This is a genomic window from Candidatus Poriferisodalis sp. (assembly GCF_965204125.1).
Taxonomy (GTDB): domain Bacteria; phylum Actinomycetota; class Acidimicrobiia; order Acidimicrobiales; family Poriferisodalaceae; genus Poriferisodalis.
This window is the reverse complement of the sequence record NZ_OZ241968.1, coordinates 650983-667958: the sequence shown is the minus strand read 5'-3', so window position 1 is coordinate 667958 and position 16976 is coordinate 650983. Positions and strand designations below refer to the sequence as shown.

The following is a 16976-nucleotide window of genomic DNA, read 5'->3' as shown; positions in this document are numbered from 1 at the left end:
ATTCGGCATTGGCATGGAAGCTGAGGGCGGCTTCGTCCCTGCGGCTTGCGTCGATGACCCTGGAAGAGAAGCCATGTATAGGCAGCGAAAGGCCAGCCCAGGCGGTTCGGCATCGCGAGCGAGTTCGCTCGTCCGAGGGGCGTCGAGGAAATCTGCTGGTAGCCGCCATATTCCGGTGCTTCTCACTCAGACTGGGAGATGTGTCTCCAACTGGTATGGGCCTGACTCATTGCTTCGCCGGCTTCGCGCCCTGTAAACCATCGATCGGCGTGTGTTGTGTCGAGGCTCCGCAACTGCCGGCTGGATCGAGCCCGTGCTCGCCAAGCTGGCAAACGGGGTGAATTGCGTGCGAGCATTGTATGAACAGGACTGAGGGTCGCGATGGGGGTTGAGAGTTCGGGTCCGGGTTGTCCCAGCCGCCAGCGGTAGCTCGACGGAACAGCAACGTCCAGATTGCTGCCAAGAGATGTCGCAGCTAGCTGAGCGGCCGGGCTCCGCGACGCGATGACTACAGACTGGGGAGCAGCGAGCGAGGAAGCAGCCCGCCGGTACGCGGCCCATCTGGGCGTACCGGACTTCGTATACGGGCCAGTGACTGTGCCCAAGGGCAGATCCAGCCGCGAGGTTTCGGACGGCCTCCTTATCTCACTGGGGCGAGGCTTGATTCTCCAGACCAAGGCGCGAAGCCCACACGCGCCTCGCGATGCGGGGCGTCAGACCGCCTGGGCGCGGAAGCAAATCGGCAAGGCGACCGACCAAGTCCGTGGCACTCGCCGCACACTTGCCTCGGCGCCGGAACTTCAGTTGACCTCACGGCGCGGCCACTCACTCACGCTGTCCGTCGATAACGAACGGAAATGGCCGGGCGTCGTGCTGCTCAACATGCCAGGTTGCCCATCGGGGATCGATGCCACATGCGATGACCCGGAGACGATTGTCATGACCCTCGACGATTGGTACGCGCTCAACGATCGCGTCCGCTCGACTTCTGGCGTCATCGATTACGTGCATCGAGCCATCGACGCTCAAACCCGCCAGATTGAGCTGGCGAAGGAGGTGGTTCGCTACACCCATCTCGCTGCGGCCGACAACGAGTTGGTACGGCGGGAAGGCGGTTACCCCTCACTGCCGCTTGCGGGCCTCTCGCCACAGGAAGAGCAGGTCATGGCCACTCTGGACGATTGGATCGACTCGGACATTGCTGTAGCAGCGGGACAAAACGGTGAACTCGATCCAGATGCCACGCGTCGTGCAATCGAGGTAATCGATGCGATTCCAGTCGCGCTGAGGGTCGAAGTTGCGCAAGCTCTGCTTCGGGGGGTCCACAAGGCAGATGTCGTCGGCCATGCTGTTTCGGGCGTTTGTCAGATTCATCCATCGCATCACCGGCTGCTGTTCCTCTTTGACCAGGCTGCCAACTGGGGCAGTACCGAGGAATTTGCGGCCCATGCTCTCGGCTACACCGCTACTCGCCATCAAGAACTAGATGACCTCCACGGCCCGGGCGTGTCACTCTTGTTGGCACGGATGAGCACCGAGAGTGACCACGTCTTCCGGACATTTGTGCTGGTCGAAGGCGACGCAGCCAAGCTACAACTGCCCAGCGACGTGCGATGGTCGGTTCTCGAACGCCATGGAATGCTCACGTCTGGCGGCATCCGCCCTACGGATTGCCTGCAAGAGGACGATCCTTGTCCATGCCGATCGGGCAGGAAGTACATGCACTGCCATGCGGCGCGGTGAGGGCTCAATTGGACGACCCGGCGCACCGCCTACTTGGTTGCCTTATGCCGGGACCGTCAAATGCTCCGTTGTCAAGTCGATTCGTCATCTCGGCTTGGTCGCGCGCACGAGTTCCCACATCAAGCCTCGGTCACCTAGCACCAAGTCAAAGCAGGCATCAAAGTCCGCTTCTTGCAGTTCGTCGGTATGCACCGCACGGTTCCGGTACTGCATCGTCACCTGCTGCAAGCCGGCGAGAGCCCCGTCCGGTTGGAGCAGCCATGGCGAATCGGGCCACCGGCTCAGAGTCCGGCGCAATGCGCGTAGGAGAATGCTCGCGCCCTGTCGCGACTGGGAGTAACTCGCCGTTTGGAGACAGTGGCGAATGGTGCCCAATTCGGGCGGCGTGGGTGTTCGCCCACTACAGAACCGGGCGACTCGCCCAAGGTCCCTGTCGTGTATGTCTTCGTCGAGGTCGAGGCCACGACATTCGGTCGCTAAGGGTGCGACCAAACGCTCCACGAGCTCGACCTCCACTGCCTTGCATATGCCGACAACAGCCGCTGACCAGTCCAGGTCGGTGGTGTTGGCGAGATGTCGTGCAACGAATTCCGAAGTTGCAAGCAGCCGTTGGGACCTTTCGGTGAGCCGGTCGATCCCGCTGATCTGGGTTCGAAGTAACTGACCGGCCCTGCGCCGTTCTTCCTCAGATGCAAGCGCCAGCAGCTCGTCAGCGAGACAGTCAGCAAGTTCTGAATCGTCAGCTGACCCGGCGCGAATGTCGTGAAGCGAGAGCAGACGCCCGTAGCACCCGTTGCATAGCAGGCGGTTCCAGTCTTGTCGGAAGGCCGTCATGAGTTTCGAGGTCTTGGCCTGACCGCAGCGAAAGCACCTGAACGACGTGGCTGCGGTCAATCGGTATTGCTGCATCGGCCCGCGCTGGGGGTACGTCTTGACTATCTCGTAGCGCGCGGTAGCCCCCGTGTCAGTAATGATCTGCTGCCTTCTGCACAGGAATGCTCTTCTGGCTCGAACGGGATCCCTCTTGGGGTCCGATCGTAAAGGCGGATATGTCGCGACGCGCGAGGAAGCCTCGTATGAACTGGGCCGCTTCCGCGACGAATGCCTCGTCACCCGGTGGCTATCCCCAGACTGCCCAGCAGGGTCAGCAGCCGTCGGAACGGCGACCGATCACCGGGCTGAACTGGGTCAGATGTTGATGCGGTAGAGCTCGGCGGCGTTGAGGGACATGATTCGCTCTACGTCGTCGTGGGGGATTCCTTCGAGCGCTTTGACCAGATCGTGGTCGTCGCGGGGGTAGAGGCAGGTGGGGTGGGGGAAGTCGGTCTCGAACATGAGTGACTGGGCGCCGACGTATTCGAGGGTGGGGCGGACGGTTGAGCGTTCGAACCAGAAGCAACCGTAGAACTGGCGGCGGAAGTAGTCGGAGGGCAGCATCGACAGTTCGGCCAGCTCGTTCGGCGCCGTCTCGTGCATCTGGTGGTCGAGCACTTCGAGGAAGAAGGGCAGCCAGCCCACTCCGCTCTCGACCGAGACGAACTTCACGTCCGGGAAGCGTTCGGGCACGCCGGAGTAGATCATGTTGCCGACAATCCGGGCGTTGCCCATGAACAGGTTCGCCGAGCCCACCGCCAGCCTCCGCTCGGGCCCGAACGACGGCCACGGCGCCTTGCCGTAGTAGTCGAGGTTCCCCTTGGAGGAGCCGATGTGGAAGTTGACCGGCATCGCGAGGTCTGAGCACACCTGCCATACCGGATCCCAGTGCGATGTCGCCATATCGGGCAACCCGGCTTCCTCGGGATTGGAGCAGGTCACGATGCCGCGCAGGCCATTGGCGTGGCAGCGCTCGATCTCGCGCACGGCAGCGTCGAGATCCCACCACGGCAGCAACGCCATGCCGAACACCCGCTGGCCGCTGGCTTCCTGGAACTCCGCGAGGGCGTCGTTGTAGATCTCCACCGAGATGAGCCGCAGGGCGTCGTCGGGCGACTTCAGGAAGTTCTGGTTGCCGAAGCCGGCCACGTTCGGGTACATGATCTGCGCATCGAGGCCGAGCTCGTCGAGCATGGCAACCCGAGCCTCGGCGTCGTAGCTGGCACGGTGCACCATCTCGTTGTCGAAGTCGAAGAACACCGTGCCGGTGACCTTCTGACCATCGGGATCGACGACCGACGAGGCGATCGGCAGCCCGATCGGGATGGAGTCATCGAACCACCAGCGGCGCTTGCCGTCGCGTTCGGTCATGCGCGGCACGCGGTCGCGGTACTTCGCCGGTGCCCGCGACGTCCACAGGTCGTATGGCTCCGACCAGTGGCTGTCGGTATCGATGATCTTGAGATCGTCGAGGATCGTGCCGCTCATCGACCTAGAACCTCTGCAGGGATCCTCAGCCGACTGGCGGGAAGGTGACCGGGCGCTCGCCGAACTCGGGCCGCTCGGTGCGGGTCTTCTTCAGCTCCCAGAAGCCGTCGATGTCCATCATGGCCACCATGCCGTCCCACAGCTTCAGGGCGTCTTCACCCTTGGGTGCCCGCGTGATGACCGGGCCGAAGATGCCCACGCGCTCCCCGTCGCTGCGGTTGAGGGCGATGATCGGCGTGCCGACATCGGTGCCCACGAGCGCCAAGCCCTCGTCCATGCGGGTGCGGATCTCGGCATCCCACTTCTTGTCCGTGGCTGCCTTGGCGTGTTCGGGGTCGACGCCCAGCGCCTCGAGCGCTTGCGCGATGTCGAAGTCGCGGTCACCGTCGTGGTGGATGCGGCTGGCGAAGTCCCAATAGACGCCGAACACGGCATCGTCGCCCTCGGCGGCCCGGATCGATTCCATCACCCGCAGCTGGCCGTGCGTCACCACGACGGCGTCGTAGTAGGGGCTGTCTGTCGGGGGCTCGTTCTTGAAGAGCAGGCTGATCGGCTGCCACTTCACCTTCAGGTTGCGCTCCGAAGCAACGTCATCGACGACCCACCTGGCCGTCACCCAGCACCAAGGTCAGATGGGGTCTACCCAGAACTCGATCTCGGCGGCTTCGGTTCCCGTATCAGTTGCCATGCGGGCAATCTATCTGTGCAGCGCAGTCCCCATCAGGGGCGTCTGCGCTCCCCGCTCTTGTTCGCTGCGCTCACGGGCCGCTCGGGCCCGGGCTGCGCGGCTACATCGAGGTGCCGTCAGGGTTCAGGTAGTCGCGGGTGATGTGGCCCTCGTCGCACAACGCCTGCCATTCGGCCTCGTCGAGGCCCAGCAAGTCGCGGTACACGTACTCGTTGGCGTCGCCGAGGATGCCGATGGGCCGCCACGGCATCTCGGGGCCGTCCCAGCGCCATTGCCGTCCGGGGAAGCTGTGCCAGCCCTGCTCGACGGAGCCGTTCTCGCGGAACCACGCTCGGTCGCCCATTTGCGGGTCGGCTCGCAGCTGCGACTCTCGCAGCACCGGGCCGGCGGGCACACCTGCCTGCTGGCATCGGTGGAACACCTCAGCGGAGGTGCGGGTTGCGGTCCAGGCGCTGATGCGCACGTCGATGTCGGCATGGTGTTCCAAGCGCCCGCTCAGCGTCGCGAGCCGGTCGTCGTCGGCCAGCGGTGCAGCGGTGTCGGCGAGGTCCTGATCGATCAGCCGGGCCAACGACTGCCAGTCGTCATCTGTCTCACACGCGATGACCGCCCACTCGTCGTCGCGATCAGGCCGGGCGGGGTCCACAGCGCAGCGATAGCAGCCTTGCGGGGCACGAGCGATCGAGCGGTTGCCGACGGGTTGATGGCGGGTTCGGGAGGCCGCGGCGTCGATGAAGTACTCGCCGATGTGCTGCATGACGTTCTCCGACTGGGAGAACTCGATCAGTTCGCCTCTGCCGGTGCCGCCAGTTCCGTCGATGCCGTCGCGGCGTCGAAGCACTGCGAGCAAGGCGAACGCCGCGGTCGCAGCACTCGCGGGATCCATGTGGAAGACCGAGGTGAGGCTGGTGGGATCCTCGTCGGCGTACCCGCGCAGCCCGGTCAACCCGCACAGTGACTCGAAATTGGCGCCGAATCCGACCCAGTCGGCATACGGACCTTCGAGTCCCATCGGCGGCATCCGCAGCACGATGGTGCGGGGGTTGACGGCGTGCACCGTCTCCCAGTCGAGACCCAGCTTTGGCAGCACGCCCAGCGAATTGTTCTCAACGATCACGTCGCACTCGCGCAGCAGGCGATGCAGCATGGCGCGCCCGAGCTCGGTCCGGGGATCGAGGGTGCAGCTGAGCTTTCCGCGAGCATGTGCGCTGAAGAGGTTCTGGCGGTTCCAGGGCCGGCGCCCCGGGTCGTGATCGGGGTAACCAGACAGCGGTCCGAGTTCGGGGTTGATCTCCCGGGGCGGGCGGGGCATCAGTCCCCGGGTGGCTGTCGGGAACACGAACGGATTGTCCACCCTGATGACCTGTGCGCCGAGATCCCCCAGATACATGGTGCAGGCGGGTCCCGCCCAGACCACTGTCAAGTCCAGGACGCGTATGCCTTCGAGCGGCAGTCGAGCCGGCGGCTTCGCCGTCGCAGCGTCCGCTGCGCGATCGTCGCCGCCGGCGGTTTCGGGGGGCGTCGATTCGGCGATGCCGGCCCGAACGTCGGCATCGTGTTCGCCCAGCAACGGCGCCGGGCGCGGAGCGACACGTTCGGACACCGCAGGATCGGCTTGGGGTGCCGCATGTATCCGAAACGGCGCGTCGAGCTGGGTGACGGTGCCAGCTGCCGCGTGCTCGACCGGCACGAAGAAGCCACGAGCTGCGAAGTGCGGATCGTCGAGCAGATCGAGGGGTGCGTTCAGCGGTGTGACGCCCCACTTGTTGACTTGTGCCGCGGCTGCCACCGTGTCCTGGGTGTGCCCCGCCAGCCACATGAACAGCGAGGTCTCGACGATGTCGGGCAGGTCCGGATCAGCGATCCATGCCGGATTGGCGAAACGCTCGGCCAGCGAGTCGCCGCTGCCTTCATCGCCTCCCAGACCGGCATCGATGAGTGTCTTCACCATGCGCGGCGCCCACGACGGCAACGTGAATACCAACGCCCATCCGTTTGCGGTGGGATAGAAGCCAACCGGAGACGCCCGCTGAGGCTGCCGAGCCTCGCGCCCGACATCCGAACCGGTATATGCCTCATAGAGCAGGTATGAGGCGCGGCGGTCAATCGTGCCTGCCTGGGCTTCGAAGGCTGAGACGTCGATGTGCGTGGACCGTCCCGTCCGCTGGCTCATCATGAGCGCCGCCAGTGTCGGCACCGCCGCGAGATTGCCGACCTGATAGGTCGTGACGTCGCCACTCAGCTTGACCGGCTCGCGTTCGTTGATGCCGGTGCCCCACATGGGGCCGCCCATGGCATACGTGACGATGTCGCTGCCGCGATAACCGGCCTCGGCATAGGGACCGGTCTGTCCGAACGGTGTGATCGACGTGAGCACGATGCCCGGCCGCAGACTGCGCAGGACCTCATAGCCAAGGCCGACGCGGTCCAGATGGCCTGGCGGGAAGGCTTCGATCACGACGTCTGAGCTCGCTGCCAGGGCCCTGATCAACTCGACGTCGTCTGCGCTGGGCGCATCGCAGGCGATGTCGGCGATCACGCTGCGCTTGTTGGTGTTCAGGTGCAGGAAGAGCGGCGACTGCTCCAGGCTGTCAGCACCGTGCGGCGTCGTTGCAGCTTCGCCCCACGGTCCATGACGGCGGGACGGGTCCCCGCCGGGAGGCTCCGCCTTGATGACGTCGGCGCCGTGGTCGGCGAAGAGCTTCCCCAGGTACGGGCCCGAGATTCCCGATGCGAGCTCCAGCACCCGGATGCCGGCCAACAACTGACTCACTGCTGCCCCCTTGCCCGGCTCCGAGGACCGGTCGGACGGGGAAAGTATGGCCGATCGCTTCGAGAGGCTCGCGGCCCTGTCGCCCCCTCAGTTCATTGCAGCCAGGATCGGCGCGAGCGCTTCCAGCAGACCCCCAACATCGTCGTCACCCTCGAGACCCAGCAGGTTGGTCGTCAGCGCGACGCCGAGGTCGAACGCGGGCGCGTAGGCAGCGATGGTGCGAAAGCCCGGCACACCGCCACCGTGGGTGTAGATCGTCAGGCCGAGAATCTCGTCGGTCGAGATGCCCAGGCCGTAGCTGTTGGCAGGATCTGGGTGACCCGTCGTCATGAGAGCGACCTGGTCATCATCGAGGATGCCGGTCGCGAAGAGTCCTCGTATCAGCAGCGCCACGTCGCCGATCTGCGCTTCGATGCCGCCGCCGGTCCATCCGGCGGATCGGGCGAAGTCGCTCGGCACGGTGCCGATGTCCACGAAGATGGCGTCGTTGTGAGTGATCTGGTTGTCGGGGGTGAGCCCCAGCAGCGGCCCCATCAGGTAGCCGATTGTCCCGCCGACGTACCCGTTCGCGGTGGGCTCGGGCGGGAACTCGTCCGGCGTCAGGTACGTGTGCTCAAGGCCGAGCGGTTCGAACACGCGAGCCCGCAGTTCTGCGGCTGCCGCGTTGCCGGTCACTGCTTCGATGAGCAGCCCCGCAGCGACGTAGCCGGTGGTGTTGTAGTGGAATTCGGTGCCCAGCTCAGCGACGGGTCCGTACTGGGAAGCGAACTCCAAGATCTCCTCGGGTGAGATCTGCTCGGCCAACCGGGGCGCTGCGAGTTGGTAGAAGCTGACGTCGAACGCGTACTCGACGAACCCCGAGGTGTGCCCCAGCAGGTCACGCACAGTGACCGCGGCGGCGTGTTCGTATCCCGGTGCCCAGTCGTCGCCCAGGTACTGCGCAACCGGCGCGTCGAGCTCAACCAGGCCTGCGGCGACGAGCTGCAGCACGACAGCAGCGGTGACCGACTTGGTGACCGAGCCGATGCGCACGTGGTGGTTCACGGTCAGGGGGGTGTCAGTAGCGATATCGCTCACACCCCACGCAAAGGTCATGGGTTCGGCACCGCCTTGCGTAATGGCCAGCACGAGGCCGGGGGCGCCGGTGCGCTCCATCCAGTCCCCGATTGCGGCGTCGAGCGGATCGAGCGGCTCGCCGTCGGCGGCCTCGCCATCCGGCTCGTCCTGCTGCGCGGCGGTCGTCGATGGCGCAACGGTGGTAGCCGGCGGCGCTGCAGTTGTCGTCGGCGCGGCAGTGGTGGCCGCCGCCGCTTCGCTCGTCGTGGGCGACACGACAGTGCTGGCCGGGGATTCCGGCACGGCTTCGTCGGTGCCGCTGCAGGCCGCCGTCAGCAGAACCAGGCCCAGCAAGGCGGATGCGAGTCGCTTCATGCAGGCAGCGTAAGTGGCTGAACCGAGAGGCGAAGCCATGAGGTGCGAGATGGCCGGCGAGTCAATGGCCGCCCCGATGGGCAGACTGTGTCGCTGCTTCGTTGGCGCGCGGGCAGTGACTTTTGCGAGTATCTGCCGCGACATCTGCACAAGCGGGCCGTAGGGGGTCGACGTGAATCTCGGAATGCTGCTCTTCATGCCGGCGACCATCGCCGGCGATCAGGTCATCCTGATCGATACCTCGACGGAAACCGGCGGCGGCACTGCTCGCGAGGTCACCTACCAGGAACTCCTCGACAACGTGGCCCGCACGGCCGGCCTGCTGACCACGCTTGGCGTCGAGGCCGGTGATCGTGTCGGCATCTTCGCCACCAACAGCGTGGAGTGCGTCGAGGCGATCTTCGGTACGGCATTCGCCGGTGCGTCGGTCGTACCGATGAACTTCCGGGCCGGTCAGGAAGAGACGGCGCACCTGCTCAGCGACAGCGGCATCGACGTGCTGTTCACCGAATCGCGCTATCTCGACCTCATCAACGAGAACAAGCCAGCAGATCTCGAGCACATCTACGTGCTCGATAACCCGGACTCATACGCGGCCGCCCGCGACGAGTCCTTCGAGCTGCCGGTGCCTGCCGATGTCGAGTTCGACGGCCTGTGCACATTGCTTTACACCAGCGGCACGACGGCGATGCCCAAGGGCGTCAAGCTGACGAACGGCGCGATCACCGGGTACGTCATGGGCACCAACGACGCCGCCACGGGCGAGGACATGGGCCGGATGGCGGTTGCGGCGCCGCTGTACCACATCGCCGGGCTGACCTCGATGCTGAACGCGCTCTACAGCGGGCGCGTGGTGGTGCTGCTGCCGCAATTCCAGGCCGATTCATGGATCGAATGCATCCAACGCCACAGCGTCACCCACGCCTTCCTGGTGCCCACCATGCTGGCTCGGGTGCTGCATGCGCCGAACTTCTCGCCGGACGCGTTCGGCAGCCTCGAAGCCGTCACCTACGGCGCTGCACCCATGCCGCCGTCGGTGATCCGCCACGCGATCGACGAGTTCCCGCTTCACGTCGCATTCGCAGGCGCCTACGGGCAGACCGAGACGACCTCGACGGTGGCGGTCCTCGATCCCGACGACCACCGCATCGAGGGCACTGACGAAGAGAAGGAACGCAAGATGCACCGGCTCTCGTCGGTGGGCCAAGTGCTCGAAGACGTGCAGGTGCGGATCGTGGACGCAGACAGCGGCGAGCCAGTCGGGCCGGGCGTGATCGGCGAGGTGCAGCTGTGGACCGACCGGGCGATGGACGGCTACTGGGGCCAGGACGAGAAAACCCGGGTCACCATCGACGACGAGGGCTGGGTGCACACTGGCGACCTCGGCTACCTCGACGATGACGACTACCTGTTCCTCCACGGTCGCACCGGCGACATGATCATCAGGGGCGGCGAGAACGTGCTGCCCGATGAAGTCGAGGCCGTCCTGTACGACCATCCAGACGTGCTCGAAGCCGCCGTGGTGGGCCTGCCCAGCGAGGAATGGGGTGAACGCGTGGCCGCCGCCGCCGTGGTCCGCCCCGAGGCTGCCACGTCCGGCGACGATCTGGTTGCGCATGCCCGAGAGCGGCTAGCGCCGTTCAAGCGGCCGGAGTTCGTTCACCTCATGGACGAGCTGCCGCGCACCTCTACTGGCAAGCTGCTGCGCCGCGATCTCATCCCGATGCTCGACGAGCTGGGCATCTGAGGCCGGTCCCGAGGCTCGGCGCGGCACCGCTGGGCTCGCCGGGATCGCAAGCGCAGCCGTGAACACCGCCCCGGCGCTGGGGTATCAGGACGATCACCTGCATCTGTTGGCGTGTGCCGCCGCACGCCGATCGGTGAACGTCCAGGCCGCGGCATCGGTGGGCGAGCTGCTGGACGTCATCGGGCATGCCGTGCGCGGTTCTGCTGTGCCGACACTGCCGCCAGGCCGCCAGGACAGCGCCGAAAGCGGCGGCGGCGATTCGCGTCGGTGGCTCCGGGTTTGGGGTTACGACGATGCATTGCTCGCTGAGCGTCGCCACCCGACCGCCGCTGAACTCGACGCTGTCACGCACGATGTTCCGACCGTGCTCCACCACGTCACCGGTCACGTGGCGGTGGTGAACACGGCCGCGGGCCGAGCATTGGGCCTGACGTTTGGCGACGTGCTCGTCGAGCGCCAGGATCTGCTGGCTGCGGTGCCCCGGCATGATCGCAGCGCGACGGTGGCGGGTGTCACCGAGGTGCTGACTGACCTGGCCTCAGCGGGCATCACCGCATGCACCGACGCGACGCATACCAACGATCTCGAGGCGCTGGAGTTGCTCGCGGACGCAGCCGCGGCCGTGCCGTCGGTGTCGATTACGGCGATGGTGGGCGCAGACCGGCTCGCATCGCTCGGCGGTCGGGGGTTCGGGACGACGGTGCAGAGTGCCGAGACGGCGAAGGTCGGACCCGGGAGCGTGCGCATCGGACACGCCAAGGTGATGCCGCCGCACGATGACGACACCGCGATCGCCGACTTGGTGTCGATGGCGCGCGCTCATCGTTTTCCGGTCGCAGTCCACGTCATGGATATCGACACGCTGCAAGTCACCCTCGAAGCCTTGGAGGCACATCCGCCGCTGCCGAACGGGACGTCAACAAGCGAAGCCGCCCCCATCGGGCCCGACCGCACTGAGCCCGACCGCATAGAGCATTGCGCGCTTGCGCTGCCCGAACAGCTCGACCGCATCGCCCGCCTCGGCATCAAGGTCGTGACCCAGCCCAGCTTCGTGACCCGGCGTGCGCAGAAGTACCGAGAACAGCTCTCGCCGACAGAACAGGCATGGCTGTGGCCCCTGGCCAGCCTGCTGCGTCGCGGCATCTGCGTCACGCTGTCCTCCGATGCTCCGACGGTTCCCCCCGATCCCGCCGAGTGGATAGCAGCGGCTACGGACCGAGACCTCGCGCCCTCCGAACGCATCGACGCCGAGACCGCTCGCCGACTGTGTATGGGAGGCGGCGCAGACCGTTGAGTACCCTGCCGCATCGCCGCTGCGAGCAGGGGGAGGACCCATGGCCGGGCCGATGGAGGGCATCCGCGTCGTCGAGCTGGGCGTGTGGATCGCCGGGCCTGCCTGCGGCGGGATCCTGGCCGACTGGGGTGCCGACGTACTCAAGGTGGAAACGCCCGACGGCGATCCGTTCCGTTCGCTGGGCTGGCTGTTTCAGGGCGATGGCAACCCGCCGTTCGACCTGGACAACCGCGGCAAGCGCAGCATCGCTCTCGACCTGCGGCAGCCGGAAGGGCTCGCCGCCCTGCACTCACTGCTGGCTGACGCCGATGTCTTCCTGTCCAATATCCGGCCCGGCGGGCTCGAACGCATGGGCCTCGACTACCCGTCGCTCGCGCAGCGCTACCCGCGCCTGATCTACGCCAGCGTCACGGGACTCTCGCTGCGGGGCGATGAACGCGACCGCCAGACCTACGACGTGGGTGCGTTCTGGTCTCGGGCGGGGATCGTCCGGTCGTTGACACCCGAAGATGGCGACCTGCCGTACCAGCGCGGCGGCATGGGCGACCACATGACCGGGCTTGCGGCGGCGGCCGGGGTTGCGGCCGCGCTGTTCCACCGCACCAGCACCGGCAAAGGACAGCTCGTGGAGTCGTCGCTGCTGCGCCTGGGCACCTACCTGCTGGGCTGGGACCACAACATCACTGCCATGACGGGTGACGAGACCGAGGCCTGGGGCCGAGACAGCCCGCCCAACCCGCTCATCAACTGCTACCGCTGCCGTGACGGCGCGTGGCTCTGGATGCTGGGCCTCGAAGGCGACCGACATTGGCCGCATGTGGTGCGCGCACTGGATCGGCCCGAATGGGAGGACGATTCCCGCTTTGCCGACATCGTGCTCCGCCTCGAGAACACAGCTGCCCTCACTGCGGAGATGGACGCCGTCATGGCCACGCGCACACGCGCCGAGTGGGGTGAGATCTTCGATGCAAACGACGTCTGGTGGGCCCCCGTGCAGTCCACGCTGGAGATGCGGTCTGACCCGCAGGCCCACGCGGCGGGCTGCTGGGTGACGGTGCCGACGCCTGATGGCCGTACAACCGAGATGGTCGCGACACCGGTGGATTTCTCCGAGACTGCATGGGCTCCTGGCGGACCGCCGCCCGAGCTCGGCCAGCACACCGAGCTGATCCTGCTCGAGCACGGCTACGACTGGGATGACATCGAGCGGCTGAAGCAGGCGGGCGTGATCCCCTAGAGGCTGAGCTCGGGGCGCGCGCGTCGAACCTGCTGCTGGACGTGAGATAACTTCGATCCGCCGCGTCGCCGCGCTCCCAGGGCTCATCAGGGCGGGGTTCGACATTCCGGGTGCGCGAGATGGGGCGGCGGGGAGGGAGAGCGGATGATCGAGCCGGTCAGCGCTCGTGTGTTGACGCCCGAATGGGCGCCGACGGTGATCCCCGCGCCGTATGACTCGCTCACCCCCGACGAGCACGCCCAGCACCTCGCCGACAATCCCGACTCCTTCGCCCATGTGGCCGGACTGCCGCCGGAGAGCTTCGGCCACCCCAGCGAGCACCGGCAGCACGCCACACGCAGCACCCAGGCACTCGACCGGCTCATCGGTCTGGGCGTGTTCGGTGGCGCCCGGGAGCCAGGCCTGTACGTGCAGTGCGTGGAGGCTGACGGCCACGCGCAGCACGCATTGCTGGGCGGCGTGCGCCTCGCCTCCCATGAGCTGCGACCGCACGAGGACACCCAGCCGGGCCGGGTGCACGGCTTGGCCGTGCACTTCACCGAGGTCGGCCGCATGTCGAGCCCCGTGGTCGTGACCGCGCCGCGGCTGACGATGGTGTCCGACGTCATCGAGGCCACCCTTGCTGCAGCCGGGGCGTCCACACCGCTCGAGCCGCTGCTCGACACCAAGACCGCTGACGGTGCGCGGGTCACGCTGTGGCCGGCCGTTGTCGGGGGTGGCGAGGGTGCCAGCGTCGGCCTCGACGGCCCGCTGTACATCGTGGACGGGCACCATCGCGTCGCGGCCGCCAGGCAGGCCGGCTTCTCACACGTGCTCGTGGCGTGCGCACCCACCGACGAGCTGCACCTCGGCAGCTTCGACCGCGAACTGAACGAACTCGACATGATGCCCAGGCGCGTCATGGAATTGATGAGAGCCCGCTGCGATGTCGAAGAGGTGGCCGACGCGGCAGCAGCGCGCCCGGGGGCGCCGGGATGGGTCGGCGTGGGCGTGGCAGGCCACTGGTTTCGCGCACGTCCGCGCCACGCCGGACCCGCCGACGACACATCTCCCGTCCAGAACCCGGCCACCCGGCTGGATGCCGCATTCGTTCACGAATTCATACTGGGCGACATCTTCGGCGTGGAGAGTGCTTCGGATCCGAGGCTCACTTACCGGCCCACGACCGTGGAAGCCGCCCCAGCGCCCGTCACAATCCTGCTGGCGCCGGTGCCGCTCGATTCGGTATTCGAAGTTGCAGACTTCGGCGGTGTCATGCCGCCGAAGACCACCTACTTCCTGCCCAAGGCTCGCTCCGGGTTGCTGCTGGTTCGCTGCTGATCCGCTTCTGATGCTGACTCGCTCATGCTGATCGCGTTCACCGGGGGTGCTCGCAGCGGGAAGTCCACGGCGGCGCTGAAGGCCGCGACATCGACCGGTGCACCGGTGACGTTCATTGCCACGGCCGAGGCCGGTGACGATGAGATGGCCGAACGCATCGAGAGACACAGGGCCGATCGGCCTGCGACGTGGACGACGATCGAGTCGCCCATCCACCTGGCGCAGGCTGTGGAGCAGGTCGACGCTGGGGCGACCGTTGTCATCGATTGCCTGTCCATGTGGGTCTCGAACCGGATGCTGGCCCAGGGCGCCGCTTGCGCTCGCTCGATCATCGCCGAGGCCGGCGATTTGGGTGAGCGTCTGCGAGAGCGCACGGGCACCTCCATCGTTGTCACCAATGAGGTCGGCTCGGGAGTCGTTCCGGCCACGCCTCTGGGAAGGACGTACCGGGATGTGCTCGGGTCGGCGAACCAGGCCATCTTCGCATCGGCCAACCGGGCGTATCTGGTCGTGGCCGGCCGTCTGCTGGAACTGCAGGATCCCAGCAATGGCGCCTGAGACCCTGCCTCATTCACGCGCAAGCTCAGGCGACGGCAGCCTGCTGGAACGGATGCTTGAGGATCTGCCGGATCCTCGTGAGGTTGCCCAGCAGGCCGTGGCTGAACGGGCCTCGCAGGTGCTGCGTCCCGCAGGTGCGTTCGAACGGCTCGATCAGGTCGCCGCATGGCTCGCCGGCTGGCAGCGCACGCCGGAGCCCACAGTCGAACGGCCGGCGGTGCTCGTCTTTGCCGCCGACCATGGAGTCGCCGCCGAGGGCGTGAGCGCCTACCCCGCCGACGTGACCGCTGCCATGGTGGCCGCCGTCGACAGCGGTGTTGCCACGGTGACGGCCGTTGCCCGCCAAGTCGGGGCGGTGGTGCGGTGCGACGACGTCGGCGTGGGCATGCCGACGGGCAATATCCGCACGCACGACGCGATGAGCGCCGACGAGTTCGACGCTGCTGTCAACGCAGGCGTGCTTGCTGTGGACCGCGCTGTCACTGAAGACCAGGCCGACCTGCTGGTGCTGGGGGAATTGGGGATCGGCAACACCACGGCCGCGGCTGCCCTGTGCGGACTGCTGTTCGCCGACGACGCGATGTCGTCGGATGAGGTTGCAGCACGATGGACGGGGCCGGGAACCGGGGTGCAGGCAGGAGCGCTCGATCACAAGCGGGCTGTGGTGCGCGATGTGCTGGATCGGGTCGGCAGCGTTGCCCCGCTGGAAGCGCTGCGCCGAGCAGGCGGGCGTGAGCTCGCGGCCATCGCCGGGGCGGTGTTGGCGGCGCGGCATCGCTCGATTCCCGTGATCCTCGACGGCTTCATCGGAACGGCCGCCGCGGCGCCGCTGGCACTGGCTGCGCCGGGCAGTCTTGACCACTGCATCGCCGGGCATTGCTCCGCCGAGCCGGGCCATCAAGAGCTCCTGCGCAAGCTCGGGCTGGAGCCGCTCGTGCGCTTGGATCTGCGGCTGGGGGAGGGCACCGGTGCGCTTGTCGCCGTGCCGATCGTGCAGATCGCCGCTGCGGCGGTCACCGACGTGGCCACCTTCGCCGAGTGGGGTCTGGCGTGAGCCTGCGTTATGCGTGGGCCTTCCTGACCCGGCTCCCCGGAGGAGCGCACCCGCCGACCGAACGCGACCTAGGCCGCAGCGTCCCGTGGTTCCCGCTCGTCGGAGCAATCGTGGGCGCCTTGAGCGGAGCCGTGTTCTGGGCTGTGTGGCAGCCGCTAGGTGCCCCGCTCGCTGCGATCCTGGCCGTCGCCACCGGTGTCGTGGTCACCGGTGCCTTCCACGAGGACGGCCTGGCCGACACCGCAGACGCCCTCGGTGGCACGACGCCCGAGGAGCGCCGCGAGATCATGAAGGACTCCCGCCTCGGGACGTTCGGAACGCTGGCGCTCGTGCTGGTGACTCTGGTGCAGATCTTCGCCGTCATGCCGCTGGCATCGCGCGACGCCGTGATTGCCATGGTTCTCGCACACGGGGTCGGCCGTGCGCTCGCGGTTGCAGCAATGGCCTCGACATCGGCAGCCGCCGGCTCAGGTCTGGGTCGTTCCTACACCGCGCATCTGCGGGGTCTGCCCTGCGCGCTCTCGCTGCTGATCAGCTACGGCGCCGCGTTCGCACTCGGGCCGGTGGGCGTGTTCGCTGTCGGCGCGGCCGCAGGCGGGGCAGTGGTGGTCGGGCTGATCGGCTACCGCCGGTTCGGCGGCATGACCGGCGACGTTCTGGGTGCGACCGCACAGGTCAGCCAGATGGCCGCGCTGGTGGCGGTGTCGCGGCTGCTCGACGACTTCGGCTGGTTCTGGACCTAGAGTCCGGTCCGAAAGAGCAGACAGCGG

The 16976-nt window shown here is 66.8% G+C and carries 12 protein-coding genes; 8 read left to right on the top strand and 4 right to left on the bottom strand.

The window, feature by feature from the left end:
• Positions 1 to 591: 591 nt before the first annotated feature.
• Positions 592 to 1743: an SEC-C domain-containing protein gene (locus ACOGXD_RS03245; protein ID WP_419916492.1), complete on the top strand. Its 1152-nt coding sequence runs from the start codon at positions 592 to 594 to the stop codon at positions 1741 to 1743.
• Between the two features lie 1188 nt (positions 1744 to 2931).
• Here ACOGXD_RS03245 and ACOGXD_RS03240 read toward each other — a convergent pair.
• The 4 genes from ACOGXD_RS03240 to ACOGXD_RS03225 form a co-directional block, all read right to left on the bottom strand.
• Positions 2932 to 4104, bottom strand: coding sequence for an amidohydrolase family protein (locus ACOGXD_RS03240; protein ID WP_419916491.1), 1173 nt, complete (start codon positions 4102 to 4104; stop codon positions 2932 to 2934).
• A 25-nt stretch (positions 4105 to 4129) separates the two neighbouring features.
• A complete protein-coding gene (locus ACOGXD_RS03235; RefSeq protein WP_419916490.1) occupies positions 4130 to 4720 on the bottom strand; it encodes a disulfide bond formation protein DsbA in 591 nt (196 codons plus the stop codon).
• A gap of 172 nt (positions 4721 to 4892) precedes the next feature.
• Positions 4893 to 7565 carry a CaiB/BaiF CoA transferase family protein gene (locus ACOGXD_RS03230; protein WP_419916489.1) on the bottom strand — a complete coding sequence of 891 codons (2673 nt, stop codon included), beginning with the start codon at positions 7563 to 7565 and terminating at the stop codon, positions 4893 to 4895.
• Between the two features lie 87 nt (positions 7566 to 7652).
• Positions 7653 to 8996 (bottom strand): serine hydrolase domain-containing protein, encoded by a 1344-nt coding sequence (locus ACOGXD_RS03225; protein ID WP_419916488.1) that lies wholly within the window; start codon positions 8994 to 8996, stop codon positions 7653 to 7655.
• Between the two features lie 172 nt (positions 8997 to 9168).
• On the opposite strand from ACOGXD_RS03225, the gene ACOGXD_RS03220 reads away from it, so the two are divergent.
• The 7 genes from ACOGXD_RS03220 (at position 9169) to cobS (ending at position 16949) form a co-directional block, all read left to right on the top strand.
• Positions 9169 to 10743, top strand: a complete 1575-nt coding sequence (locus ACOGXD_RS03220; protein WP_419916487.1) for a class I adenylate-forming enzyme family protein — start codon at positions 9169 to 9171, stop codon at positions 10741 to 10743.
• A 58-nt stretch (positions 10744 to 10801) separates the two neighbouring features.
• Entirely contained in the window at positions 10802 to 12037 is a 1236-nt protein-coding gene (locus ACOGXD_RS03215) for an amidohydrolase family protein (protein ID WP_419916486.1), read from the top strand.
• Positions 12038 to 12077: 40 nt separating this feature from the next.
• Positions 12078 to 13274 carry a CaiB/BaiF CoA transferase family protein gene (locus ACOGXD_RS03210; RefSeq protein WP_419916485.1) on the top strand — a complete coding sequence of 399 codons (1197 nt, stop codon included), beginning with the start codon at positions 12078 to 12080 and terminating at the stop codon, positions 13272 to 13274.
• A gap of 144 nt (positions 13275 to 13418) precedes the next feature.
• Complete coding sequence (locus ACOGXD_RS03205) at positions 13419 to 14594, top strand: DUF1015 family protein (protein WP_419916484.1); 1176 nt, start codon at positions 13419 to 13421, stop codon at positions 14592 to 14594.
• A gap of 24 nt (positions 14595 to 14618) precedes the next feature.
• Positions 14619 to 15152, top strand: coding sequence for a bifunctional adenosylcobinamide kinase/adenosylcobinamide-phosphate guanylyltransferase (cobU, locus tag ACOGXD_RS03200; RefSeq protein ID WP_419916483.1), 534 nt, complete (start codon positions 14619 to 14621; stop codon positions 15150 to 15152).
• Complete coding sequence (locus tag ACOGXD_RS03195) at positions 15142 to 16206, top strand: nicotinate-nucleotide--dimethylbenzimidazole phosphoribosyltransferase (RefSeq protein ID WP_419916482.1); 1065 nt, start codon at positions 15142 to 15144, stop codon at positions 16204 to 16206. The genes cobU and ACOGXD_RS03195 overlap by 11 nt, the downstream gene beginning before the upstream one ends.
• Positions 16203 to 16949 carry an adenosylcobinamide-GDP ribazoletransferase gene (gene cobS, locus ACOGXD_RS03190; protein ID WP_419916481.1) on the top strand — a complete coding sequence of 249 codons (747 nt, stop codon included), beginning with the start codon at positions 16203 to 16205 and terminating at the stop codon, positions 16947 to 16949. Before ACOGXD_RS03195 ends, cobS begins: the two co-directional genes overlap by 4 nt.
• The last annotated feature ends 27 nt before the right edge of the window (positions 16950 to 16976 follow it).